This window comes from Streptomyces sp. P9(2023) (genome assembly GCF_032436795.1).
Lineage (GTDB): Bacteria > Actinomycetota > Actinomycetes > Streptomycetales > Streptomycetaceae > Streptomyces.
In genome coordinates this window covers 46,126-70,998 of the sequence record NZ_JAUPWM010000030.1, presented here as the reverse complement: position 1 = coordinate 70,998, position 24,873 = coordinate 46,126, and the positions used below count along the sequence as shown (strand labels likewise).

Genomic DNA, 24,873 nt, shown 5'->3' with positions numbered 1-24,873 from the left:
CCCCTCGCCTCGCGGTAGGGCTCACCCCGCCCGCAACACGCTCGCGACCACCGGACCCGCCGCATCCCCGCCATGCCCACCCGACTGGACGACGGCGGCCGCCGCGAGGTCGTCGGAGTAGCCGGTGAACCAGCTGTTGGAGGTGGCCTGGCCGTCGACCTCCGCCGAGCCCGTCTTCGCGCCCTTCTCCCCGCCGACCGAGGCCATCGCCTTCGTCGCCGTTCCCTCGCCGACCGTCGCCGCCCGCATCATGGCGCGCAGCTGGCTCGACGCCGAGGTCGACAGGGAACGCGACGCCTCGGCGAAAGTCCGCCCGTCCAACTCCTGCGACACCAGGAACGGCTGCTTGAAGGTGCCGTACTTCGCGGTGGCGGTGATCGAGGCGACGTTGAGGGCGTTCATCTGCACGGTGCCCTGCCCGATGTACTGCTCCGCCGCCGCGCCCTGCGTCTCCTCGGGGATGCGCCCGTCGAACGAGTCGATGCCGGTCTTCCAGTCGAGGCCGATGCCGAAGACGTCCCGGGCCTCCTTGCCGAGCGCGGAGTCGTCGTCCACGTCGTCGATCAGCTTGATGAAGGCGGTGTTGCAGGACTTGGCGAAGCTCCGCGTGAACGGGACGGTGCCGAGCGAGAAGTTGTCGAGGTTGTGGAACGTACGGGTGTAGTAGCGGGCGTCCGGTGGGCACGGGGCGGGCCCGTTCGCCGTCACGAGCCCCTTCTCCAGGAGGAGCGCAGCCGTGACGATCTTCAGCGTCGAGCCGGGAGCCTGCTGGCCCTGGAACGCCGCGTTGAAGCCGGCCGCCGGGCTGTTGGCGACGGCCCGGATCTCGCCGGTGGACGGCTTGACCGCGACGACGGAGGCCTGTTCGTACGACTGCACGGCCTTCTCGGCCGCCGCCTGCGCCTTCGCGTCGATGGTGGTCTCCAGGCGCCCCGGCTTGCCCTTCACATGAGTGACGAGTGTGGTGTTCGGGACGCTGTCCGTGCCGGACTCGATCCAGGTCTCGACACCCGGCTGCCCGCCGGTCTTCGCCGCGTACTTCTCGCGCAGCTTGTCCAGGACCGGGCCGAGCGAGGGGTACTTCTCCGCCGTCAGCTCGACGCCCTTGCGGTCGACGGCCGTGATCGCGCCCACCTTCGCGGGGCCGGTGCGCAGGGTCGCGCCCTTGGTGAGCTTCGGGTGGATGACGGTGGGCGTCCAGTCGACGAGCGGTCGCCCGGTGGAGAGCCCGCGTACGACGGTCAGCTCGGAGTCGTACGTCCAGGGCTTGGACTGCCCCTCGTACGTGATGGTCGCCTTCACCGTGAAGGGCACCTTCGGGCCGACGGCCGTGCCCGGGGTGATCTCGGCCTTGGTGACCTTCGCGCCCACACCGAAGTCGGCGACCACCGGCCCTGCGTCGACGGGGTTGTTGGTCAGCTGCCCGGCCCGGTCGGGCTCACCAGCCGCCCACGCGGCCAGGAACGCCTTGGCGGCGTTGGCGACCTCGCCCTCGGTGACGGGCCCGGTCAACTTCTCCTCGGCCCCGGACGAAACCCCCACACCGGAACCCCCGCTGACGCCCTGCCAGAGGTTGTAGCCCCCGTAGGCGACCCCGCCCGCCACGACGACGAAGACGCCGCCGACGATCGCGACCTTGGCTCCACCGCGCATCTTCGTGGTCCCCTCCCCCAGAAGCCCCAAAAGTCCACACAGTCAAGCACCCGCCCCACCTGTTGTCACCAAGCGGCCACGTGGTGGGCGTACGAGAGGATGGCGAGATGGATCGAAAGTACAAGAAAGAACTCGAGGAAATCGCCCGGAGGAACCAGACCGCCGGTGACAACAGCCTCGGCTTCTACACCGCGACCGTGGACGCACCGCCTCATCCTCACACCGTTCTGGGCATAGCCGCCGGAAGCAGGTGGGGAACCCCGATGGAAGCGGTGGTGAGCATGCAGAGGCGCGCGAGCGAGATCGGCGCCGATGGTGTGCTGGGTGTGTCGATCATCGCGGTCGGGTTGCATGCCGACCTGTACGTCGCCTACGGCACCGCCGTCCGATGGGTGCAGTCCGAGTAAGCGGAAGGGCGCGGCCCACCGGCCGCGCCCCCTCCCGACTACTCCCGCCCCGCTACACCCACGTGTCCAGCCACATCCGGTTCCGCCACTGGTCCATCGGGATCGACGTGCCCGTGTAGATCGGCCAGAAGTAGATGAAGTTCCAGACGATGAGCAGGACCAGGACTCCCGCGCCCACCGCGCCGAACGTCCGGCGTCTTTCCGTGGAGCCCGCCGGGCCGATCATCGCGCCGATCATCATCGTCACCGCGAGACACAGGAACGGCACGAAGACGACCGCGTAGAAGAGGAAGATCGTGCGTTCCTGGTAGAGGAACCACGGCAGCCAGCCCGCCGCGATGCCGCACGCGATCGCGCCCGCGCGCCAGTCGCGGCGGAAGAACCAGCGCCACAGGATGTACAGGATCGCGAAGCACGCCGCCCACCACAGCAGGGGCGTGCCCAGGGCCAGGACTTCCCGGGCGCACTTCTCCGTCGCGGTCGACGGGCAGCCCGCCGTGCCCGGGGCCGGGGACTCGTAGAAGTACGAGACCGGGCGGCCCAGGACGATCCAGCTCCACGGGTTCGACTCGTACGTGTGCGGCGAGTTCAGGCCCACGTGGAACGTGTAGACCTCGGTCTCGTAGTGCCACAGGCTCCGCAGCCAGTCCGGCAGGAACGCCCAGAAGCCGCCGCCGTCGATCTTGTCCTGCTCGGCCGCCCAGTTACGGAAGTACCCCTTGTCCGTGACGATCCAGCCCGTCCATGTCACCACGTACGTGACGATCGCCACCGGCACCACCGATACGAACGCCGGGATCAGGTCGCGCCTCAGCACCGCCACGTACGGGCGGACCGCGCCGGCCGTCCGCCGGGCCCCCACGTCCCACAACACCGTGAGCAGCCCGAACGCCACCATCACGTACAGGCCGTTCCACTTCGTCCCCGCCGCGAGCCCCAGCGACACCCCCGCCGCGATCCGCCACGGCCGCCAGCCGAGCCGCACCGTCTCCGCGGCCAGGGAGTCCGGACGCAGGACCCCCTCGTCGTCCACCGGAAGGGCCGCCGCGAGCCGCCGCCGCGCCCAGTCCCGGTCCACCACCAGACAGCCGAAGGCCGCCAGCACGAAGAACATCAGCACCTGGTCGAGCAGCGCCGTCCGGCTCATCACGAAGTGCAGGCCGTCCACCGCGAGCAGCAGACCCGCCAGACACCCCAGGAACGTCGAGCGGAACATCCGCCGCCCGATCCGGCAGAGCATCAGCACCGACAGCGTGCCGAGCAGCGCCACCATGAACCGCCAGCCGAGCGGCTCGAAGCCGATGATCTTCTCGCCGAGGCCGATGACCCACTTGCCCATCGGCGGATGGACGACATAGCCCGGGTCCGTCGGGATCAGCACCGAGTCCGGGTCGTTCAGGATCGACTTGTCGATGTCCTTGGGCCACGCCCCCTCGTACCCCTGGTTGATCAGCGCCCAGGAGTCCTTGGCGTAGTACGTCTCGTCGAATATCACCGCGTGCGGCTTGCCGAGGTTCCAGAACCGCAGCACGCCTGCGAGCAGCGCCACCAGCAGCGGACCGCCCCAGGCGGCCAGCCGCCAGATCCGCTCCCCGGTGCCGGCCGAAAGACCGAACAGCGACCACATCCGCGGTGAGGGCCGGGTGTACGGCGGTACGAGACGCTCCCGCAGACCTGGCCCGGCGGCGCGGCCGACGGGGGGCGTGTAGCCGAAGCGCCGCAGACGCTGCTGCCACGACGGGGGCTCTTCCACGGCGCGCTGACCCTGCAGGGTCTCGGGTGCGGTACTGGTCACCGCGCCATCGTAGGGAACGCTTCTGTGCGAGTCGCCCGTCCGGGCTGCGAGGATGACCCATGTGACAGGAACGCTGGTACTTGCAGGGACGCCCATCGGGGACATCACGGACGCGCCGCCGCGGCTCTCGGCCGAGCTGGAGAGCGCCGACATCGTCGCGGCCGAGGACACCCGGCGGCTGCGCGGCCTGACCCGCGCCCTCGGCGTGCACACCTCCGGCAAGGTCGTCTCGTACTTCGAGGGCAACGAGTCCGCACGTACGCCCGAACTCGTCGAGGCGCTCGTCGGCGGCGCCCGCGTGCTCCTGGTCACCGACGCCGGCATGCCGTCCGTCTCCGACCCCGGCTACCGGCTCGTCGCCGCCGCCGTCGAGCAGGACATCAAGGTCACCGCCGTCCCCGGCCCCTCCGCCGTGCTCACCGCGCTCGCCCTCTCCGGGCTGCCCGTGGACCGCTTCTGCTTCGAGGGCTTCCTGCCGAGGAAGGCCGGCGAGCGGCTCGGCCGGCTCCGCGAGGTGGCTCAGGAGAGGAGGACCCTCGTCTACTTCGAGGCCCCGCACCGCCTCGACGACACCCTCGCCGCGATGGCCGAGGTCTTCGGCCCGGACCGGCGCGCCGCCGTCTGCCGCGAGCTGACCAAGACGTACGAGGAGGTCAAGCGCGGCGGCCTCGGCGAGCTCGCGGAGTGGGCGAAGGACGGCGTACGGGGCGAGATCACCGTCGTCGTCGAGGGCGCCCCGGAGGCCGCGCCCGCCGAGCTCGACGCCGAGGAGCTGGTGCGCAGGGTGCGGGTGCGCGAGGAGGCGGGGGAGCGGCGCAAGGAGGCCATCGCGGCGGTCGCCGCCGACGCGGGCCTGCCCAAGCGCGAGGTCTTCGACGCGGTCGTGGCGGCGAAGAACGCGGAGAAGAGCGCGGAGAAGAGCGCGGAGAAGAGCGCGGAGAAGGGCGCGGAGAAGGGCGCGGGGAACTCCAAGAGCTCCGAGAAATGAGCCCCGGCGCAATACCCCGGATATTCCCGAGACGCTCAGGAATCGGTAAAGAGCTATCGTGAAAAGCAAAGCCGAACCCGCGCGGCGGGCCTCCTGAGGGCCTGAGAGCAAGGGAAGGGGCAAGACCCTCCCATTGTTCGACCGGCGCTGATGCGCTCCGGCCCGAAAAGGCGTCCACTGGTCGGTGGAGAGGAGCTGGCATGAGTGAGATCACCGGCACCGGCATACCCGTCGCCCACGAGGCGTACGCCTTCGCCTGCATGCGCTGCGGGTACGGCTGGGAGCAGGCGTACGACATCGAGCACCACATCGACGCCGCCGGCAACGAGTTCATCGTCTACAAGGCCGGTGGCGAGCGGGTTCCTTCGCCGCTGTCCAGTCCGACCTGCATGAACTGCGGCGGGCACGTCGTCCGCATCATGCGCGCGGGGCAGGTTTCCTCGGTCCTGGACTCGTGGGAGCAGGCCCACCACCGGAACGTCGCCGGTACGCCCCACCGGCCGGTCACCCCGGCCGGGCCCATCGGTCTGGCGGGGCCGATCGGGCAGGACCTGGAGCGCGAGGTACCCGCGGCGGCCCCGACGGCCCCGACGCCCCCGGCGGCGTCGGCAGCCCCCGCGGCTCCCACGGGCGACGTTCCCGGCCCGGTGCACGTGGAGGAGCGCCGCCGCCGGCGCCTGTCGGACCTGTTCCGTCCGTCCCGGCGCAAGTGACCCGGTAAGCCCTCGGCCCTTCGCTCTCGGACTCATGGCCCTCGTACGATCGGGGCCATGAGTTCGAAGGACGCCCCGCCGCCGCTGCCCGAACCGCTCCCGCTCCCGGTCGCGGACTCCCACACGCACCTGGACATGCAGTCCGGCACCGTCGAGGAGGCCCTCGTCAAGGCCGCCGCCGTCGGCGTCAGCACCGTCGTCCAGGTCGGCTGCGACATCAAGGGCTCCCAGTGGGCCGCCGAGACCGCCGCCGCCCACGACAACGTGCACGCGGCCGTCGCCCTGCACCCCAACGAGGCCCCCCGGATCGTCCTCGGCGACCCCGACGGCTGGTCCCGGCAGGGCGCCCGTGAGGCGGGCGGGGACGGGGCCCTGGACGACGCGCTCGGCGAGATCGACCGCCTCGCCGCCCTCCCGTACGTCCGCGCCGTCGGCGAGACCGGCCTCGACTACTTCCGTACCGGCCCCGACGGCATGGCCGCCCAGGAGCGCTCCTTCCGCGCCCACATCGAGATCGCCAAGCGCCACGGCAAGGCCCTCGTGATCCACGACCGCGAGGCCCATGCCGACGTCCTGCGGGTCCTGGACGAGGAGGGCGCGCCCGAGCGGACCGTCTTCCACTGCTACTCCGGCGACGCCGACATGGCCCGGATCTGCGCCGCCAAGGGCTACTACATGTCCTTCGCCGGCAACATGACCTTCAAGAACGCCCAGCCGCTGCGCGACGCCCTCGCCGTCGCCCCGCTCGACCTCGTGCTCGTCGAGACGGACGCCCCGTTCCTGACTCCCGCGCCGTACCGCGGCCGGCCGAACGCGCCGTACCTCATCCCGGTCACCGTCCGCGCGATGGCCGCGGTGCGCGGGATCACGGAGGAGGAACTGTGCGAGGCGCTCGCCGTGAACACGGCCCGGGCCTTCGATTACTGATCCATAACGGTTACGTGTTGTAGTCGGGTCGTTTTGGAGAGTGATCGTCGCCGGGGCTAGGGTCCCGGCCTCGTGAGCACTTCCCAGGGCAGTCACCGCGCCGCACGGCGTTCAGCGCCCGCGCCCGTGCCCCAGCCCGCGCCCGTCCACGACCAGCCGACCCAGGAGGCGGTCCTCCTCCCGCCCCAGGGCTCCCGCGCAGAGGCCCGGCGCGCGGCCCGCCGGCGCAAGGCCAGGTCGGGGCCCGGGGAGGGGCTGCGGCGGATCGTCCCGCAGGCCCTGGTCGTCGCCTTCCTGGCGGGCGGCACCAGCGCCTTCGTCGCCAACGACAAGGCGATCCGGCTCTCCGTCGACGGCGTCCCGCGGACCCTGCACACCTTCGCCGACGACATCGACGAACTGCTCGCCGACGAGGGTCTCGCCGTCGGCTCCCACGACATCGTCGCCCCCGCCCCCGGCGCGGACCTGGCCAGCGGCGACGAGGTCGTCGTCCGCTACGGCCGGCCCGTCGCCCTCACCCTCGACGGGCAGCGCCGTCAGGTGTGGACGACCGCCAGGACCGTCGACGCCGCCCTGCGCCAGCTCGGCGTACGGGCCGAGGGCGCGTTCCTCTCGGTCTCCCGCGCCGCCCCCATCTCGCGCCGGGGCCTCGCCCTCGACGTCCGTACCGAGCGGACCGTCACCCTCCTCGCCGACGGCCGCGAGCGGACCCTGCGCACCAACGCCGCGACCGTCCGAGAGGCCGTCGAGGAGGCCGGCATCACCCTCTCGGGTCAGGACACCACCTCCGTACCGGCGGACTCCTTCCCGCGCGACGGCCAGACGATCACGGTCCTGCGCATCACCGGCACCCAGGAGATCCGCGAGGAGCCGATCCCGTACGCCGTCGAGCGGACCCGCGACCCCGAGCTCTTCGCGGGCACGGAGGTCGTCGAACGGCAGGGCGTGCAGGGCGTGCGCCGGGTCACGTACACCCTGCGGACCGTCAACGGCGTCCGGCAGAAGCCGCGGAAGACCGGCGAGGAGATCGTCCGCGAGCCCGTCACCCAGAGGGTGAAGGTCGGCACGCGGCCGCTGCCCAGCTCCGTCGCTGGCGCGGACGGGCTCGACTGGGGCGCGCTCGCCGCCTGCGAGTCCGGCGGCCGGCCGAACGCGGTCGACCCCTCGGGGACGTACGGCGGGCTCTACCAGTTCGACCCCGGCACCTGGCGCTCGCTCGGCGGCAGCGGGGTCGCCCAGAACGCGTCGGCGTCGGAGCAGACGTTCCGGGCGAAGAAGCTGTACGTGTCGCGGGGAGCGAGCCCGTGGCCGCACTGCGGCCGAAGGCTGTACCGGTGAGCCGTAGGCTGTACCGGTGAGCACCACCACCGGCCCCGAAGGCCCCGACGCCCTCCTCGGCCCCGCCGACATCCGTGAACTGGCAGCAGCCCTTGGCGTGCGCCCGACGAAGCAGAAGGGCCAGAACTTCGTCATCGACGCCAACACGGTCCGGCGGATCGTCCGCACGGCCGAGGTGCGCCCCGACGACGTGGTCGTGGAGGTGGGCCCCGGACTCGGCTCGCTGACCCTGGCGCTGCTCGAGGCGGCGGACCGGGTGACGGCGGTGGAGATCGACGACGTGCTGGCGGCGGCGCTGCCGTCGACGATCGCCGCGCGCCTGCCTGGGAAGAAGGACCACTTCGCGCTCGTCCACTCCGACGCGATGGAGGTCCAGGAGCTGCCGGGCCCGCCGCCCACGGCGCTGGTCGCGAACCTCCCGTACAACGTGGCCGTACCGGTCCTGCTGCACATGCTCGACCGCTTCCCGACCATCGAGCGGACGCTCGTCATGGTCCAGGCGGAGGTCGCGGACCGGCTCGCCGCCAAGCCCGGCAACAAGGTCTACGGCGTGCCGTCGGTGAAGGCGAACTGGTACGCCGACGTGAAGCGGGCGGGCTCGATCGGCCGCAACGTCTTCTGGCCGGCCCCGAACGTCGACTCGGGCCTCGTCTCGCTGGTCCGCCGTACGGAGCCGGTCGCGACGACCGCCTCCAAGCGCGAGGTCTTCGCGGTCGTCGACGCGGCCTTCGCCCAGCGCCGCAAGACCCTCCGCGCCGCCCTCGCCGGCTGGGCGGGCTCCCCCGCGGCGGCGGAGGAGGCCCTCGTGAAGGCAGGCATCTCCCCGCAGGCCCGCGGCGAGGCCCTGACGGTGGAGGAGTTCGCCCGGATCGCGGAGGCGAAGGCGTGAGCGGGACGGAGCCGGGTTCCGGCGCGGGTACGGGTGAGGGCGCGGGCGCCGAGCGGGACGCGGCGGTGCCGGGGGCCGGCGCGGGTGCTGTCAGCGCGCGGCCGGAGGCCGGCGCGCAGCCTGGCGCGCGTACCGCCGGTGCCGCGCACGGCGGCCCCGGCGACGCAGCCGCCGGTGCGGGCGCCGAGCGGGGTGGGGCCGTGCCGGAGGTCGGCGCGGGCGCGCAGCTCGGCGCAGCCGCTGGGCCGGCCGGGGGCGCCGGTTCCGTCGGCGCCGGCACGCGGCTCGGCGCGCGTACCGCCGGTGCCGCGCACGGCGGCCCCGGCGACGCAGCCGCCGATGCGGCCACGTGGCTCGGCGACGCAGCCGTCGGCACGGGCGCGCAGCCCGGCGCAGCCGCCCCGTCCGTCACCGTCCGCGTTCCCGCCAAGGTCAACGTGCAGCTGGCCGTCGGCGGGGCGCGGGCCGACGGGTTTCATGACCTGGCCAACGTCTTTCTCGCCGTCTCCCTCTACGACGAGGTGACCGCGACGCCCGCCGCCGAGCTGACGGTCACCTGCGAGGGGCCGGACGCGGACAAGGTCCCCCTGGACCGCACCAACCTGGCCGCCCGCGCGGCCGAGCTGCTCGCCGCCCGGCACGGGATCTCCCCGGACGTCCACCTCCACATCGCCAAGGACATCCCGGTGGCCGGCGGCATGGCGGGCGGCAGCGCCGACGGCGCGGGCGCGCTCCTCGCCTGCGACGCGCTCTGGGGCCTGAACTCCTCCCGAGCCGAACTCCTCGACATCTGCGCCGAACTCGGCAGCGACGTGCCGTTCAGCCTCGTCGGAGGGGCGGCGCTCGGCGTCGGCCGCGGCGAGCGGCTCACCGAGCTCCCGGTGGACGGCGGCTTCCACTGGGTCTTCGCCGTCGCCGACGGCGGCCTGTCGACACCGGCGGTGTACGGCGAGTTCGACCGCCTCCACGCCGGCGTCACCGTCCCCGAACCGGGCGCCTCCCCCGCGCTCCTGGACGCCCTGCGCACCGGCGACGCGACCGCCCTGGCCGGCGCGCTGGCGAACGACCTCCAGCCGGCGGCCGTCTCCCTGCGCCCGTCCCTGACGGCCACCCTGGACGCGGGCACGGCGGCCGGCGCCCTGGCCGCCCTGGTCTCGGGCTCAGGGCCGACGACGGCCTTCCTGGTGAAGGACGAGGACGCGGCCCGCACGGTCGCCGACGCCCTGATCGCCTCCGGCACCTGCCGCACGGCGCGCGTGGCGACGTCCCCGGCGCCGGGCGCGACCGTCCGCTAGCCCTTCGGCGTGGCCAGGAGCAGGTTCGGGTCCGGTACCTGCTTGAAGAAGGACGCGCTGGTGACGTAGACGGTCTTGCCGCGCACCGCCACGGACGTCGGGTTGGACAGCCCGTCCTGCTCCGTGAGCACGATCTCCTGCGTCCCGTCGGGGCGTACGAGGGTCACGTCGTCGCTCATGATGAGCGCGGCGAGGACGGTGTCGCCCTTCCCCGTGAAGCCGAAGTCGTCGATCCAGGTGAGCCCGGTCGCCCGGGTCTCGACCGGGCCCGCGGTCTCGTCGGCGCGTACGGGGATGCGCAGCAGCGTCTGCCGGTCGGTGTTGGACACCCTCACGGCGCCGTTGTGGAACTTGAGGCCGTTCGCGCCGACGCCTAAACCGGCGGGCGGGGCGAGCGGCTGGAGCGCCGCCCCGGTGGCCCAGGCGGTGGGCGTACCGCCCTGCCGCGGGACGCTCCACACGGTGCCGTGCACCGAGTCGGCGACGTACAGCGTGCCTCCCCCAGCCTCCGGCCGGGGGGACCCCCATCTCGCTTCGCTCGTCTCGTCGAGGGCGAGCGCGTTCGGGAACCCGTCGGCCGGCAGCTGCGCGATCCGCACGGGCGCGCCGCCGTCGGGGTCGACGCGCCAGACGCCGGTCTCGCTCGTCCCGGTCGCGTACGTGACGTAGAGGGTGCCGTCGTGGGCGCGGGTGATGCCCATGGCGGCGGCCATCCCGATGACGGGCGTCATCGGGTTCTCGACGACGGGCAGGGTCGCGAGGATCCGGGTGTCGCCGTTCTTGTCGACGCGGGCGACCTGCCGGGCGAAGGCGAAGGTCACGTACGCGGAGCCGTCGGGTCCGACGACGATGTTCTCCGGGGTCTGTCCGGCGGCGAAGTCGAAGTGCGCGACGACGCGCGGATCGGTGACGGTCGGCTCTCCGGCCACCGTGGGGCCTGACGCGAGCACGGTGAGGGCGACGGTGGCCGTGGCGGCAGCGGCCAGGCGGGTGAGTCGGGACATGGGCGGCCTCTCCTTGAGAGTGGGCGGGCCCGAGGCGCCGGGTGCCCGGCACCAGACGAAACATGGCGATGCGTCAGCCGGCGTCGGTGGGAGGCATGGCCGCGAGATCGCCCACATGGCCGACGCCTTGGGGCCAGTTGGCACTGCTGCCTTGAGCATCATGGGCGCGTCGAAGGTCGAGCGTGTGGGGGCGGTCTGTGAAGCTGAGACGCGTCGCTGGCCCGGCGGGAGTGGCGGTCAGCTGATGGCCTCGGGCCAGTAGCGTGCCGGGCCCTGAGGACGAAATGCGTACGCGCGCGGGGTTCCAAGTGCGCTGATTGTCTGCGGGGCTCACCACGACATGTACTCCAAGGTCGAGGAGGATCTGGCGACGCCCGCCGACGCCACGGGACTCCCATTCTTGCTTCACGGACTTCCCTGTAGGCACCCATTCCCACCGGGCGTGTGGCGTCGACTCCAGCGCATCGAGGAGAGAGGATCGCGACTCCAGCTCCGCCTGGACCGCGTCGGCGGCTGTTCCTCGCAGGACCGCCAGCCGACCTGCGAGTTCGCGGATTTCGTTGCGCAACTGCTGGGCACGGTCGTGATCGTCCGACTGGCCGATGTCGTATGGGAATCGAGCGATGAACGGAATTTCCGCGAACTCGCTCATTACAGACTGCTCTACGGCAGTCTCGATCCGGACGGCGCATACGAGCACCTTGCAGCCTTCTGGGCACCGGTAGACATCGTTCGAATTGCCGCCATGCATCAGACGACGGCTGTTGTAGTGCAACGGCGCTCCGCACTCCGAGCAGTGTGCGACGTGCAGCAACAAGGATGAGCGCAAGCGAGGGCGCTGCGTTGCGCTGCGGCGCGCTGTAAGAGTTGCCTGCAGCCTCTCCCAGGTTCCTGTGTCGATCAGTGCTGGACCCACGCGTACCGGTTGTCCGCTGGTGTCCGTGACCGCGCGTCGCTCGCGGCCGCTGCCGGTGGTGCGATGGCCCAGTAGCGATGGGGATTGCAGCATCCGCCTCAAGACGGTCGGCGACCAGTCGGAGACCTTGCCGCGTCTGGAACTCACTGTTCCGGGCGACGGAACTCCGACGGTGTTGAGAGTGCGACACACGGAGGTGACGGTCTCGCCCTCAAGGACCTGATTCACGATCCAGCGCATGCGCTCGGCCGACTTCTCGCACAGTGCCAGACGCTTACCGCCGTTGCCGTCCTCGATGATCTGGTACCCATAGGGTGCGTTGCCGCCGATCCAGCGCTCGGCTTGCCGCAGGGACAGTCTGGAGCGGGCGATCCGTGCTTGGATGAGGCCGCTCTCGGCCTGAGCCTCGACGATGGCGGCCAGAAACCTGCGCCTCCCGTCAGGAGTTGCTGTGTCAAGTGCGTCGCGGGCGGTGACGAGAGACTTCCCTTCCGCCTCCAGGCTGCTCAACAGGTCGACGGCGACGATCGTGGAGCGGGCCAGGCGGTCGGGTTGCGCGACGACCAGGACATCCCACCGGTCCAACTCGCCGAGGAGCCGATTGAGTCCGGGACGCCCGTAAGCGGCTACCGAACCCGATACGTCCACATCCGCTGCCTCGACCACCACTTCCCAGCCGCGTGCGTCGCACAGCAATCTGCAGTCGGCCACCTGCGAGGCGATTGAGGTGCTGCCGTCGCTGTCACGACTGAGGCGGGTGTAGACGGCGGCTCGTACGGTCTGCTGATCCATCACGGTTCCTCATCGCAACGTCGTTGTTGGACCCGGGCATCATACTTCCTCTGGAGCCTAGGAGTGATGACTTGACTGCGAAGTGTGATGATGGGATCGCGTCGCTACTGCCCGGACGCTCGGCGACGCCGGTCGCGGTCGACGTTGCCGTCCCGGCGGCGATGGGGATGGCCCTGGCGGGCTGGCTCCTGGTCGAACGGGCGGGTCGCGTACGGAATCCCGGGGCGACGCATTCAATCTGAGTCTGAGTCAGATACGAGGGGTGTCCCGGCCGTTGGTGGGACCTGTCCGTGCTTCGAGGGAAGGGCCGTGCGTCGTCCCACCCGCGCCTGCCCCTACCCTGGTGCCTTCACGATCGTGAATCGGTGCGGTGCGACGGATGGGAGCGGTACGGGTGACGGGGGCGAACGGCTCGGAGATGGTCGGCGAGGTTCTGGGCGGGCGGTACCGCGTGACCGCGATGATCGGACGCGGTGGCATGGGTGTGGTCGCCCGGGCGGTGGACCAGGTGCTGAACCGCGAGGTCGCCGTGAAGGTGCTGCGGGCCTACACCGACGCCTCCGCCGCCGAACTGGCCGATCTGCGGATCCGGATGGAGCGGGAGGCACAGGCCGCCGCCCGGATCCGGCACAGCGGCGTGGTCACCGTGCACGACGTGGTCGAGGAGCGGGGGCTGCCCGTCATCGTCATGGAGCTGGTCGACGGGCCCTCCCTCGACGACGTGCTGACCGAACGCGGACCGCTGGACCCGCGCGAGGTGGCCGCGATCGGTGCCAAGATCATGGACGCGCTCGACGCGGCGCACCGGGCCGGGGTCCTCCACCGGGACGTGAAGCCGGGGAACGTGCTCCTCGAACGCTCGGGCCGGGTCGTACTCACGGACTTCGGCATCGCCTCGATGGAGGCCACCGACGGCGACGCCATGGCCAAGCTGACCCAGAGCGGTCAGATCGTCGGCTCCCTCGACTACCTGCCGCCGGAGCGCGCGCAGGGCCAGGAACCGGGACCCGCCTCCGACATCTGGTCGCTCGGCATGACGCTGTACGCGGCCGTGGAGGGCACGGCGCCCTTCCGCCGTACGTCGGCGTGGTCCACGCTGGCGGCGATCGTCACCGAGGCGCTGCCCGAGGCCCAGCGTTCGGGACCGCTCGCCCCGGTGCTGCGGGCGCTCATGGCCAAGGACCCGCGTCAGCGCCCGGACGCCGCCCAGGCCCGCGCGATGCTGGAGGCGGTCGCCGCGGGCACGTCCCCGACCCCGACGCCGCCGCCCGTGCAGGCTCCGGCCCCCGCCCCCGTACCGGCCCCCGGTCCCGTCACCCCGCCCCTCGGTGCCTTCGGTCCTGCTGTGGCGCCGCCCCAGCAGCCCGTCCCGCAGCCGGGCATTCAGCCCGTCCCGCAGCCGGGCATGCAGCCGGGCATACCCGCCGGTCGCGGGAGTCGCTCCGAGACCCGTACCGCGATCGTCCGCGCGCGTCGGCGCCGGAGCCGTACCGTCGTCGCGGCGGCGGTCGCCACCGTCCTGGTCGGCGGCGGTGTCGCCTACGCGCTGATGAACAAGGACGGCGAGCCGGGCGGCACCCCGCAGGCCGCGCCCCCCACGACGAGCGCCCCGGCCGACGGAGACATGTCCGGCGCGGGCGGGCTCACCGACGACCCGACCGCCCCGGGGGACCTGACGTCCATGGCTCCCGACGGGACGCCGACCGGCACCCCCACGAAGCCGAGCACCAAGACCCCCACCACGTCACCCGCCGACGACAAGCCGACCACCACCCCCTCGGCCCCGCCCAGGACCGCCACACCCAGCACCACGGTCAAGGAGCCCACCCCCCTCTCCACGGCGTGCACCGGCTGGGCCCACTCGAACCGCAGCGACGGCTACGGGAACCTGTCCCAGAACTCGCACCTGTACACCGGGCCGTACTCGGATTGCGGCTGGGTGACCCCGGTCAAGGACGGCGTGAAGGTCTACTACCACTGCTACGTCACCAACGCCCACGGCAACAAGTGGATCTACGCCCGTATCGAGGGGACGGAGACCGAGGGCTGGGTGTTCGCCGACAAGACCACCGGGGGGAGCGGCTCACTCGCCCGCTGCTAGGGGCTGGGCGCGGGCCGGGATCGCCGCCCGCCGCCCCACCGGCCCGGCCCCCGTACCCTTGGACCTCGATCCATCCCCCGGTACAGGAGTCAAAGTGGCCGTCAACCTGGTCAATGTCGAGGCTGTCAGCAAGGTGTACGGCACACGTGCACTGCTCGACGGTGTCTCGCTCGGCGTCTCCGAGGGCGACCGGATCGGCGTCGTGGGCCGCAACGGCGACGGCAAGACCACCCTCATCCGCATGCTCGCCAAGCTGGAGGACGCCGACACCGGTCGCGTCACGCACAGCGGCGGGCTGCGGCTCGGGGTACTCACCCAGCACGACTCGCTCGACCCGGCCGCCACCATCCGGCACGAGGTCATCGGCGTCATGGCCGACCACGAGTGGGCCGGCAGCGCCAAGATCCGCGATGTGCTCACCGGGCTCTTCGGCGGGCTCGGCCTGCCCGGCTTCGAGCAGGGCCTCGACACCGTCATCGGCCCGCTCTCCGGTGGCGAGCGCCGGCGGATCGCGCTCGCCAAGCTCCTCATCGAGGACCAGGACCTGCTCGTCCTCGACGAGCCCACCAACCACCTCGACGTCGAGGGCATCGCCTGGCTCGCCAAGCACCTCCAGGAGCGCCGCTCCGCGCTCGTCTGCGTCACCCACGACCGCTGGTTCCTCGACCAGGTCTGCACCCGCATGTGGGACGTGCAGCGCGGTGACGTCCACGAGTACGAGGGCGGCTACTCGGACTACGTCTTCGCCCGCGCCGAGCGCGAGCGGATCGCGGCGACCGAGGAGACCAAGCGGCAGAACCTGATGCGCAAGGAGCTGGCCTGGCTGCGGCGCGGCGCCCCCGCCCGTACCTCCAAGCCCCGCTACCGCATCGAGGCCGCCAACGAGCTGATCGCCGACGTGCCGCCGCCGCGCGACACCTCCGAGCTGATGAAGTTCGCCAACGCGCGGCTCGGCAAGACGGTCTTCGACCTGGAGAACGTCACCGTCACCGCGGGCCCCAAGACGCTGCTCAAGCACCTCACCTGGCAGCTCGGCCCCGGCGACCGGATCGGCCTGGTCGGCGTCAACGGCGCGGGCAAGACCTCCCTCCTGCGGGCGCTCGCCGACGCGGCCGTGACCCAGGGCGAGCAGCAGCCCGCCGACGGGAAGGTCGTCGTCGGCAAGACCGTACGGCTCGCCTACCTCTCCCAGGACGTCACGGAGCTCCCCGCCACCCTGCGGGTCCTGGAGGCCGTCCAGCAGATCCGTGACCGGGTCGACCTCGGCAAGGGCCGGGAGATGACCGCCGGCCAGCTGTGCGAGCAGTTCGGCTTCTCGAAGGAGAAGCAGTGGACGCCGGTCGGCGACCTCTCCGGTGGCGAGCGCCGCCGCCTCCAGCTGCTGCGCCTGCTGATGGACGAGCCGAACGTCCTCTTCCTCGACGAGCCCACCAACGACCTGGACATCGAGACCCTGACCCAGCTGGAGGACCTCCTCGACGGCTGGCCGGGCTCCATGGTCGTCATCTCCCACGACCGGTTCTTCATCGAGCGCACCACCGACCGCACCCTCGCGCTGCTCGGCGACCAGACCCTGCGGATGCTGCCGCGCGGCATCGACGAGTACCTGGAGCGGCGGCAGAAGATGATCGAGGCGTCGGTCCCGGCCGCCCCGGCCGCCGCCACCGCGCAGGCCAAGCCGGGCGTTTCGGCGGCCGACGCGCGGGCCGCGAAGAAGGAGCTGCAGAAGGTCGAGCGGCAGCTCTCCAAGCTTTCCGACCGCGAGACCAAGCTGCACGCTCAAATCGCCGAAAACGCCACGGACTTCGAGAAGGTGGCGAAGCTGGACGCTGAGCTGCGGGAACTGGTCGGCGAGCGGGACGAGTTGGAGATGCGCTGGCTCGAGCTCGCCGAGGACGCGTAGAGAAGCCGTAGAGAAGCGGTAACGGGGGCATCACGGGCCGGTCCTCCCTTGGGAACAAGGGGTGGACCGGTCGCTTTTGCGCCATCCCTTGAGTGGTAGAAAGAAAACCCGCTCACACCAAGGGGGAACGCGCTGATGACCCAGCCGCCCAGCAACCAGCCGCCGGGCTTCGGCGCACCGAACCCGGACCCGAACCAGAACCCGGGTCAGAACCCGGCCCAGGGCCCGCCGCCGATGCCTCCGCAGGCTCCGCCGATGCCGCCTCAGGCCCCGCCGGCCCCGCCCGCCCCGCCGCAGGCTCCTCAGGGGGCCCCGCAGCCCGGTTACGGCTACCCGCAGCAGCAGCCCCCGCAGCCGGGCTACGGATATCCCCAGCAGCCCGGCCCGTACGGCCAGCAGCCCGGCCCGTACGGCCAACAGCAGAACCCGTACGGCGGCGGCTACCCGACGCAGCCCCCCGCGCCCGCGCCGGGCGGCAACAACCCCTTCAAGGGCAAGCCGGGCGTCATCATCGGCGCGGCCGTGGCCGCCGCGCTCGTCATCGGCGGCGGCACCTGGTTCGCCCTCAGCGGTGACGAGGAGGAGAAGCCGATCGCCAAGCCGACGGCGACCAGCGGCACCCCGAAGCCGTCCGAGTCCGTCGACCAGGGCGACGGCACCGGGGACGGCGACGGCCGCAACGCCGATGACGACCTCAACGCCGGTCGCCAGGCCGGCGAGGCGAAGATCGACTGGCTGCTCAAGAACAACGTCGACCTGCCCCGCAACGGCGCCGACGTCTTCGGCCCGTGGGTCAGCGGCGACGTCGTCGCCAAGGCGATGTACAAGGGCATCAGCGGCTTCGGCCTCACCGACGGCGCCTCCAAGTGGACCCTGGACCTGCCCTTCGAGGTCTGCGCCGCCGCCCCCGAGCCCGCCGCCGACGGCACCATCGTCATCGCCATCAACGACAAGGCGGGCGACCGCGCCGACTGCAACGTCCTGCAGCAGATCAACCTGAAGACGGGCAAGGCGGGCTGGAAGAAGTCGCTCGACAAGGGCACCGGCTTCAACTCGCTCTCCGACATCACCCTCGCCATCAGCGGCGCCACGGTGACGGCGGCCGGCTCCAACAACTCCTGGGGCTTCCAGCTCTCCGACGGCAAGCAGCTCTTCACCAAGCCGGCCTCCGGCAGCTGCCAGCCGTACGCCTTCGCGGGCGGCACCAAGCTGATCTCCGCCGCCAGCTGCCGCACCGGCGACGTCAACAAGCCGCAGGAGCAGGTCAGCGAGGTCGACCCGAAGACCGGCAAGCCGAAGTGGACCTTCAAGCTCAAGCCCAGCTGGGAGGTCGACAAGGTCTACTCGGTGGACCCGCTGGTCATCTCCGCCCAGCAGCGCGACGAGAAGAAGTGGACCGTCTTCGCCCTCACCGCCGACGGCAAGCTCCGCTCGCAGATCCAGGGCGGCACCGACAAGTACGCGCCCGACTGCGGCGGCGGCGCGTTCGTCGTCTTCGGCCGTAACCTCCAGGGCTGCAACGGCGTGACCGCCGACGCCAACACCTTCTACATGGCGACGGACTCCGAGTACCGCCAGGCCAACGCCGTCGTCGCCTTCGACCTCAACACCGGCAAGCAGAAGTGGCGCGCCGCCGCCCCCGCCGAGCGCTCGATCACCCCGCTGCGCATGGAGGGTTCGGAGGTCGTGGTCTACATGAAGGCGACGTACGACATGGGCGGCGCCGTCGCGACCATCGCCCCGACCGGCGGCTCGCCGAAGATCGTGCAGCAGCACCCGGTGTCGACCGCCGAGATCGAGGACGACTACTACAGCCCCGCGTACGTCTACTCCGGCGGCCACTTCGTCGTCGCGGCGGGCCGCGTCAGCGCCCAGAACGACGCGGAGGAGAAGGAGACCAAGACGATGATGTCCTTCAGCAAGTGACACCCGTCCTCCGCCACCCCCGCGACCTCCGCCACCGATGAACCCACCGCAGCAGCCGGGTGAGCGCCCCACGACCGCCGTGCAGACGGCGGTCGTGGCGGCGCTCCTCGCCGTCGGCACGACCGACGCCCGAATGACTTCCGAGGTATCCACACGATGACGCAGCCGCCCCCGCCCCCGCCGAACCAGCCCCCGGGCCCGCCGCCGAACCAGCCGCCGCAGGGCGGCTTCGGCGCCCCGCAGGACCCTCCGCCCGGCGGCTTCGGCGCGCCCACCCCGCCGCCGAACCAGCCCCCGTACGGCTACCCCCAGCAGCCGCCCGCGCAGCCGCCGACGGCCCCGCCGGCGCAGCCGCAGTACGGGTACCCCCAGCAGCCGCAGGGGCAGCCGCAGTACGGGTACCCCCAACAGCCGCCGCAGCAGCAGCCGTACGGGTACCCGACCCAGCCGCAGCACTACGGCTACCCGCAGCAGGCCACGGTGGCGGCTCCCGGGGGCCCCGGCGGCGGCAAGAAGCTGTCTTCGCAGATGCAGATCATCATCGCCGCCGTGGTCGCCGTCGTCCTGATCGTCGGCGGCGGCATCTGGTACGCCAACTCCGGCGGCGGCGAGGAGAACAACACCGCGGGCGGTACCTCCGAGGGTACGACCGGCGGCCAGAACAAGGGCGGCGGCAACGGCCTCGGCGGGAACGGCAAGGAGAAGGTGCCCGCCAACACCAAGTCCTCGCTCAAGTTCCAGCTGCCGCAGCCCAAGGTCGAGGACACCACGGACGTCTCCGGGTCCTGGGTCACCGAGAAGGCGTACGTGAAGACGGACGTCAACTCGATCGTCGGCCACGACCTCGACAAGGGCACCCCGCTCTGGACCGTGGCCCTGCCCGGCCAGGTCTGCGGCACCACGAAGCACGTCACCGCCGACAACAAGACCGCCATCCTCTTCGAGGCGACCAAGCGGGTCGCGCCGAAGTTCTACCAGCCGTGCACCGAGGTCGGCGTCGTCGACCTGACCGCGGGCAAGCTGGTGTGGTCCGCCTCCGTCACCGGCGGCAACGCGGGTGACGACAAGGCCAAGTTCTCCGAGGTCACCCTCAGCGGTACGACCGTCGCGGCCGGCGGCACGGACGGCGGCGCCGCCTTCGACCTGGCCAACGGCAACGTGCGCTGGAAGCCCAAGGCCAACACGAACAGCTGCTACGACATGGGCTACGGCGGCGGCGAGGGCCTGGTCGCCGCCCGCAAGTGCGGTTCGTACGGCAGCCAGTACGTCATCATCCAGAACCTGAACCCGACGACCGGCGCGCCGATCTCCGAGTACAAGATGCCCACGGGCGTCGAGTACGCGGCGATCGTCTCCACCAAGCCGCTCGTGGTCGCGGCCGACGTCGGCGACACCGCCGGTGACGGCAGCGGCATCTCGGACTTCTTCTCGATCGACGAGAAGACCGGCAAGCTGAAGGTCAAGATCGCGGCGGACGCGGACCGGTTCGCGGCCAAGTGCCGGTCCACCGAGGTCGAGGCGTGCAACAAGGTCGTCGTCGGCAACGGCCGGCTCTACCTGCCGACCGAGGAGCGCGAGGGCAGCACCGGCGAGTACGGCGACGAGACCAACGAGATCCTCGCGTTCGACCTGACCACCGGGAAGCAGGCCGTCGAGAAGGCGGACGCGGGCGACCGGTGGACGCTGATCCCGCTGCGCATGGACGGCGGCAACATCCTCGCGTACAAGGTCCCGCCGTACGACAAGGGCGGGCAGATCGTCTCCATCGACGGTGGCACGATGAAACCGACCACGCTGCTGGAGAACCCGTCGGACAAGTCGGTACGGGACGCGGAGGACAGCTTCTCCCAGGACTACGCCGAGATCCTCTACGTCAACGGCCGGATGTACATCTCGGACGTGATGGTCAGCAAGCCGAGCTCGTCGTCGACGACGCTCAAGGAGTACCTGGCACTGGGGTTCGGCACCAGCTGACCCACGGCTCCCCCTGCCCCCGCGCGGCCCGGCGCGTCGAATCCCTCGACGCGCCGGGCCGTTTGCATGGGGCCCCGACGGGCGAAGTATTCGGAGTCCGGGGGGACGAGCGTGTAGTTTGCCGGGTCATCGGAGTGGCTGGGGCCGGGGGACGGCCTCAGGGGGGAACCAAGAGGGGTAGCTCGATGGGCGTGCGGCTCATGGTGGTCGACGACCACAGACTGCTCGCCGAGGCGCTCGCCTCGGCACTGAAACTACGTGGGCACCGGGTGCTCGCGGCGGCCGCCCCGGTGGCGGGCGCGGCGGAGCTGGTGGTGAGCCGGGCGCCCGAGGTGTGCCTGCTCGGCACGGCCGCGCCGGCCGAGCCGGGGGCCTTCGACCCGATCGTACGGATCAAGCGCGAGCGGCCGCAGGTGGCCGTCGTCGTGCTCGGCCCGGTGCCGTCGCCGCGCGGGATCGCGGCGGCCTTCGCGGCCGGCGCCTCGGGGTACGTACGGCACGACGAGCGCATCGAGGGCGTGGAGCGGGCGCTGATCAAGGCGCGGGCGGGGGAGTCGGCGGTGGCCCCGCAGCTCCTCCAGGGCGCCTTCACGGAGCTGCTCAACCCGGCGGCGCAGCCCGACGACGAGGGGCAGCGGCTGCTGCGGATGCTGACACCGCGCGAGGTGGAGGTCCTTGTCCGGGTCGCGGAGGGCGAGGACACGCGGCTGATCGCGGCGGGGATGGGGATCGCGCCCAGTACGGCGCGGACGCATGTGCAGCGGGTGCTGATGAAGCTGGGGGTGGGGTCGCGTCTCGAAGCGGCTGCGCTCGCTGCGCGCACCGGCCTTCTGGATCGGGCTCATGTGCCCGGGGCCCGGGGGGAACGGCCCTAGAAGCGGCGCCGGTCTCCGGGGGTTGTGCCCACCGGTTCCGCCCTGCGGAACGATTGCCCACAACCGGCGTTGACTCCTGTTGTTGGATTGTGGTTCCTTGTGCGTGGTTCTGTTTGGTTCCCCGTTGAGGATGCCGCCGTGAAGAAGACCGTCACCACCCTCGCCGACGGCCGCGAGCTCATCTACTACGACGCACGGGACGACGCGGTCCGGGACGCCGTCGACACCCGGCCGCTCGACCCCGTCTCCTCCGCCTCCGAGATCCGCTACGACGCCCTGCTCGGCGACTCCGTCGCCGTCGCCTCGCACCGTCAGCAGCGGACCTACCACCCGCCCGCCGACGCCTGCCCGCTCTGTCCGTCCCGTGACGGGCGGCCCAGCGAGATCCCGGCCGCGGAGTACGAGGTCGCCGTCTTCGAGAACCGTTTTCCCTCCCTCTCCGGGGAGACCGGCCGCTGCGAGGTCGTCTGCTTCACCTCCGACCACGACGCCTCCTTCGCCGACCTCAGCCCCGAGCGGGCCGCGCTCGTCCTCGACGCCTGGACCGACCGGACCGCCGAACTCGCCGAGCGGCCCGGCGTCGAGCAGGTCTACTGCTTCGAGAACCGCGGCGCCGAGATCGGCGTCACCCTCGCCCACCCGCACGGCCAGGTCTACGCGTTCCCGTACGTCACCCCCCGGACGGCCCTGATGCGCACCCGGGCCGCCGAGCACCGGGCCGCCACCGGGCGCAATCTCTTCGACGACGTCGTCGCCCGTGAGCGCGCCGACCGGGTCCGCGTGGTCCTGGAGAACGAGCACTGGATCGCCTTCGTCCCGTATGCCGCGCACTGGCCGTACGAGGTGCATCTGCACCCCACCCGTCGGGTGCCCGACCTGCGGGAACTCGACGAGCCGACCCGCACAGCCTTCCCGCAGACCTATCTGGAACTCTTGAGGCGCTTCGACCGGGTCTTCGGACCCGGCGAGCCGCCCACGCCGTACATCGCCGCCTGGCACCAGGCGCCGTTCAGCGGCGCGGACCGTGTCGAGTTCGGGCTGCACCTGGAGCTTTTCACCGTCCGGCGGGCACCCGGCAGACTGAAGTACCTCGCGGGCACCGAGTCCGGCATGGGCGCGTTCATGAACGACGTACCGCCGGAGGCCGCGGCCCAACGACTCCGAGAGGTGGCAACGACATGAAGTACCTGGTGACAGGTGGCGCCGGCTATGTGGGCAGCACGGTCGCCCGGCATCTGGTCGAGGCGGGGCACGAGGTCACCGTCCTCGACGACCTGTCCACCGGCTTCGCCGAAGGCGTCCCGGCCGGCGTCGAGTTCATCGAGGGCCGGATCCAGGACGCCGCGAAGTGGCTCGACGCCACGTACGACGGAGTCCTGCACTTCGCCGCCTTCTCCCAGGTCGGCGAGTCGGTCGCCAAGCCCGAGAAGTACTGGGAGAACAACGTCGGCGGCACGATGGCGCTGCTCGCCGCGATGCGAGCCGCGGGCGTCCGCAAGCTCGTCTTCTCCTCCACCGCCGCCACCTACGGCGAGCCCGAGTCGGTCCCGATCACCGAGTCCGCGCCGACCGCGCCGACCAGCCCCTACGGGGCGTCCAAGCTGGCCGTCGACCACATGATCGGCGGCGAGTGCGCCGCCCACGGCCTCGCCGCGGTCTCGCTGCGGTACTTCAACGTGGCGGGCGCGTACGGCGGTTGCGGCGAGCGGCACGACCCCGAGTCGCACCTCATCCCGCTGGTGCTCGATGTCGCCCTGGGCCGGCGCGAGGCGATCAGCGTGTACGGCGACGACTACCCGACCCCCGACGGCACCTGCGTGCGCGACTACATCCACGTCGCCGACCTCGCCGAGGCGCACCTCCTCGCCCTGGACGCCATGACCGCGGGCGAGCACCTGATCTGCAACCTCGGCAACGGCAACGGCTTCTCCGTGCGCGAGGTCGTCGAGACCGTGCGCAAGGTGACCGGGCACCCGGTTCCCGAGGTCATGGCCGCCCGCCGGCCCGGCGACCCGGCGGTGCTCGTCGCCTCGGCCGAGGCCGCGCGGGAGCGGCTCGGCTGGAATCCGTCCCGCCCGGAGCTGGCGGACATCGTGCGGGACGCCTGGGCGTTCGCGAGAGAGCGGGAGCAGGGACGCGGATGAGCGTGGCGGCGGAGTTCGAGCGGCTGTACGGGGCGGCGCCGGAGGGTGTCTGGGCCGCCCCGGGGCGGGTCAACCTGATCGGCGAGTACACCGACTTCAACGACGGCTTCGTGCTGCCGCTTGCCCTGCCGCACACGGCGGTCGCCGCCGTCTCGCGGCGCGACGACGGGCTGCTGCGGGTGCACTCCGCCGACGTCGAGGGCGGCGTCGTATGGCTCGACGTGGCCACCCTCGAACCCCTCGCCCCACTCCCGGACGGCACCGGCTGGGCCGCGTACCCCGCCGGCGTCGTCTGGGCCCTGCGGGAGGCCGGGCACGCGGTCACCGGGGCGGACATCCACCTCGCCTCCACCGTGCCGACCGGCGCGGGCCTGTCGTCCTCCGCCGCCCTTGAGGTCGTCACCGCGCTCGCCCTGAACGACCTGTTCGGGCTCGGGCTCTCCCGGCCCGGACTCGCCGTCCTGGCCCAGCGCGCGGAGAACGCCTTCGTCGGCGTCCCGTGCGGGGTGATGGACCAGATGGCGTCCGCGTGCGCGGTCGAGGGCCACGCGCTCTTCCTGGACACCCGTGACCTCTCGTACCGCCAGGTGCCCTTCGACCTGGCGGCGCGCGGGCTGCGGCTCCTCGTCGTGGACACCAGGGTGAAGCACGCGCTCGGGGACGGCGCGTACGCGGAGCGGCGCGCCGGGTGCGAGGCCGGTGCGCGGGCGCTCGGCGTGCGCGCGCTGCGTGAAGTCCCGTACGTGCAACTGCCCGATGCCCTCGCGCGTTTGAGCGAGGAATCGGTTCGTCGCTACGTCCGGCACGTCGTCTCCGACAACTACCGGGTCGAGCGGACGATCGCCCTCCTCGACTCCGGGGACCCGACGGCCGTCGGCCCGCTCCTCACCGAGGGGCACGCCTCGCTCCGGGACGATCTGCGGGTCTCCTGCCCCGAGTTGGACCTCGTGGTCGAGACGGCGAACGCGGCCGGCGCGCTGGGCGCGCGGATGACGGGCGGCGGATTCGGCGGCTCTGCGGTCGTCCTCGTGGCCGAGGAGCGGGTGGACGCCGTGGTCACGGCGGTCGAAGAGGCCTTCGCCAAGGCCGGGTTCGCGGCGCCGGGGATCTTCCCGGCCGTGCCGTCGGCGGGCGCCCGCCGGGAGTGAGCACCGAATCCGCAGACGAGTCCGCAGGAGCCCCGCCTGGTGCACGCCTGCGTGACTGCCTTCGGAGTTGTCGACTTCTGTCCCG

General features: G+C 71.8%; 18 protein-coding genes and 1 pseudogene. 15 read left to right on the top strand and 4 right to left on the bottom strand.

Annotation, left to right across the window (positions count from 1 at the left end; all coding sequences use genetic code 11):
* Positions 1-21 precede the first annotated feature (21 nt).
* Positions 22-1,653 carry a penicillin-binding transpeptidase domain-containing protein gene (locus Q5762_RS28310; RefSeq protein WP_315895087.1) on the bottom strand — a complete coding sequence of 544 codons (1,632 nt, stop codon included), beginning with the start codon at positions 1,651-1,653 and terminating at the stop codon, positions 22-24.
* A gap of 107 nt (positions 1,654-1,760) precedes the next feature.
* Between Q5762_RS28310 and Q5762_RS28305 the strand changes: the two genes are divergently transcribed.
* The gene (locus Q5762_RS28305) at positions 1,761-2,060 is read left to right on the top strand and encodes a hypothetical protein (protein WP_315895086.1); all 300 of its coding nucleotides are present in this window, start codon (positions 1,761-1,763) and stop codon (positions 2,058-2,060) included.
* Between the two features lie 52 nt (positions 2,061-2,112).
* Here Q5762_RS28305 and Q5762_RS28300 read toward each other — a convergent pair whose 3' ends face one another.
* The gene (locus tag Q5762_RS28300) at positions 2,113-3,855 is read right to left on the bottom strand and encodes a phospholipid carrier-dependent glycosyltransferase (RefSeq protein WP_315895085.1); all 1,743 of its coding nucleotides are present in this window, start codon (positions 3,853-3,855) and stop codon (positions 2,113-2,115) included.
* 52 nt (positions 3,856-3,907) lie between these two features.
* On the opposite strand from Q5762_RS28300, the gene rsmI reads away from it, so the two are divergent.
* From rsmI to Q5762_RS28270, 6 genes and pseudogenes are all read left to right on the top strand, one after another.
* On the top strand, positions 3,908-4,843 hold the full coding sequence (gene rsmI, locus Q5762_RS28295; RefSeq protein ID WP_315895084.1) for a 16S rRNA (cytidine(1402)-2'-O)-methyltransferase: 936 nt from the start codon (positions 3,908-3,910) through the stop codon (positions 4,841-4,843).
* A 200-nt stretch (positions 4,844-5,043) separates the two neighbouring features.
* A complete protein-coding gene (locus Q5762_RS28290; RefSeq protein WP_315895083.1) occupies positions 5,044-5,556 on the top strand; it encodes a hypothetical protein in 513 nt (170 codons plus the stop codon).
* 57 nt (positions 5,557-5,613) lie between these two features.
* On the top strand, positions 5,614-6,483 hold the full coding sequence (locus Q5762_RS28285) for a TatD family hydrolase (RefSeq protein ID WP_315895082.1): 870 nt from the start codon (positions 5,614-5,616) through the stop codon (positions 6,481-6,483).
* Between the two features lie 72 nt (positions 6,484-6,555).
* On the top strand, positions 6,556-7,821 hold the full coding sequence (locus Q5762_RS28280) for a ubiquitin-like domain-containing protein (RefSeq protein ID WP_315895081.1): 1,266 nt from the start codon (positions 6,556-6,558) through the stop codon (positions 7,819-7,821).
* A 16-nt stretch (positions 7,822-7,837) separates the two neighbouring features.
* Positions 7,838-8,710, top strand: coding sequence for a 16S rRNA (adenine(1518)-N(6)/adenine(1519)-N(6))-dimethyltransferase RsmA (gene rsmA / locus Q5762_RS28275; protein ID WP_315895080.1), 873 nt, complete (start codon positions 7,838-7,840; stop codon positions 8,708-8,710).
* 404 nt (positions 8,711-9,114) lie between these two features.
* Positions 9,115-10,005: pseudogene (locus Q5762_RS28270) on the top strand (4-(cytidine 5'-diphospho)-2-C-methyl-D-erythritol kinase); the annotation flags it as partial.
* Here the strand turns inward: Q5762_RS28270 and Q5762_RS28265 are convergent.
* Both Q5762_RS28265 and Q5762_RS28260 read right to left on the bottom strand, forming a co-directional pair.
* Positions 10,002-11,009 carry a hypothetical protein gene (locus tag Q5762_RS28265; RefSeq protein WP_315895079.1) on the bottom strand — a complete coding sequence of 336 codons (1,008 nt, stop codon included), beginning with the start codon at positions 11,007-11,009 and terminating at the stop codon, positions 10,002-10,004. The pseudogene Q5762_RS28270 and the gene Q5762_RS28265 sit on opposite strands and share 4 nt — an antisense overlap.
* Positions 11,010-11,082: 73 nt before the next feature.
* Positions 11,083-12,717 (bottom strand): recombinase family protein, encoded by a 1,635-nt coding sequence (locus tag Q5762_RS28260; protein WP_315895078.1) that lies wholly within the window; start codon positions 12,715-12,717, stop codon positions 11,083-11,085.
* Between the two features lie 379 nt (positions 12,718-13,096).
* Between Q5762_RS28260 and Q5762_RS28255 the strand changes: the two genes are divergently transcribed.
* From Q5762_RS28255 to galK, 8 genes are all read left to right on the top strand, one after another.
* Complete coding sequence (locus Q5762_RS28255; RefSeq protein ID WP_315895077.1) at positions 13,097-14,818, top strand: protein kinase domain-containing protein; 1,722 nt, start codon at positions 13,097-13,099, stop codon at positions 14,816-14,818.
* Between the two features lie 94 nt (positions 14,819-14,912).
* Entirely contained in the window at positions 14,913-16,721 is a 1,809-nt protein-coding gene (locus tag Q5762_RS28250; protein ID WP_315895076.1) for an ABC-F family ATP-binding cassette domain-containing protein, read from the top strand.
* 135 nt (positions 16,722-16,856) lie between these two features.
* Positions 16,857-18,647, top strand: coding sequence for a PQQ-binding-like beta-propeller repeat protein (locus Q5762_RS28245; RefSeq protein ID WP_315895075.1), 1,791 nt, complete (start codon positions 16,857-16,859; stop codon positions 18,645-18,647).
* Between the two features lie 156 nt (positions 18,648-18,803).
* Positions 18,804-20,621 carry a PQQ-binding-like beta-propeller repeat protein gene (locus tag Q5762_RS28240; RefSeq protein ID WP_315895074.1) on the top strand — a complete coding sequence of 606 codons (1,818 nt, stop codon included), beginning with the start codon at positions 18,804-18,806 and terminating at the stop codon, positions 20,619-20,621.
* Positions 20,622-20,806: 185 nt separating this feature from the next.
* Positions 20,807-21,496: a LuxR C-terminal-related transcriptional regulator gene (locus Q5762_RS28235; RefSeq protein WP_315895073.1), complete on the top strand. Its 690-nt coding sequence runs from the start codon at positions 20,807-20,809 to the stop codon at positions 21,494-21,496.
* Positions 21,497-21,634: 138 nt separating this feature from the next.
* A complete protein-coding gene (galT, locus tag Q5762_RS28230; protein WP_315895072.1) occupies positions 21,635-22,678 on the top strand; it encodes a galactose-1-phosphate uridylyltransferase in 1,044 nt (347 codons plus the stop codon).
* Entirely contained in the window at positions 22,675-23,640 is a 966-nt protein-coding gene (gene galE / locus Q5762_RS28225; protein WP_315895071.1) for a UDP-glucose 4-epimerase GalE, read from the top strand. Before galT ends, galE begins: the two co-directional genes overlap by 4 nt.
* Positions 23,637-24,788 carry a galactokinase gene (gene galK / locus Q5762_RS28220; protein ID WP_315895070.1) on the top strand — a complete coding sequence of 384 codons (1,152 nt, stop codon included), beginning with the start codon at positions 23,637-23,639 and terminating at the stop codon, positions 24,786-24,788. The genes galE and galK overlap by 4 nt, the downstream gene beginning before the upstream one ends.
* Positions 24,789-24,873: the final 85 nt, after the last annotated feature.

Coding starts and splice junctions, on each gene's coding strand:
- Q5762_RS28245 (WP_315895075.1), top strand. CDS start 16,857: ATGACCCAGCCGCCCAGCAACCAGCCGCCGGGCTTCGGCGCACCGAAC.
- Q5762_RS28265 (WP_315895079.1), bottom strand. CDS start 11,009: ATGTCCCGACTCACCCGCCTGGCCGCTGCCGCCACGGCCACCGTCGCC.
- galK (WP_315895070.1), top strand. CDS start 23,637: ATGAGCGTGGCGGCGGAGTTCGAGCGGCTGTACGGGGCGGCGCCGGAG.
- galE (WP_315895071.1), top strand. CDS start 22,675: ATGAAGTACCTGGTGACAGGTGGCGCCGGCTATGTGGGCAGCACGGTC.
- Q5762_RS28310 (WP_315895087.1), bottom strand. CDS start 1,653: ATGCGCGGTGGAGCCAAGGTCGCGATCGTCGGCGGCGTCTTCGTCGTC.
- Q5762_RS28290 (WP_315895083.1), top strand. CDS start 5,044: ATGAGTGAGATCACCGGCACCGGCATACCCGTCGCCCACGAGGCGTAC.
- Q5762_RS28255 (WP_315895077.1), top strand. CDS start 13,097: ATGGGAGCGGTACGGGTGACGGGGGCGAACGGCTCGGAGATGGTCGGC.
- Q5762_RS28285 (WP_315895082.1), top strand. CDS start 5,614: ATGAGTTCGAAGGACGCCCCGCCGCCGCTGCCCGAACCGCTCCCGCTC.
- rsmI (WP_315895084.1), top strand. CDS start 3,908: ATGACCCATGTGACAGGAACGCTGGTACTTGCAGGGACGCCCATCGGG.
- Q5762_RS28235 (WP_315895073.1), top strand. CDS start 20,807: ATGGGCGTGCGGCTCATGGTGGTCGACGACCACAGACTGCTCGCCGAG.
- Q5762_RS28260 (WP_315895078.1), bottom strand. CDS start 12,717: ATGGATCAGCAGACCGTACGAGCCGCCGTCTACACCCGCCTCAGTCGT.
- Q5762_RS28240 (WP_315895074.1), top strand. CDS start 18,804: ATGACGCAGCCGCCCCCGCCCCCGCCGAACCAGCCCCCGGGCCCGCCG.
- Q5762_RS28305 (WP_315895086.1), top strand. CDS start 1,761: ATGGATCGAAAGTACAAGAAAGAACTCGAGGAAATCGCCCGGAGGAAC.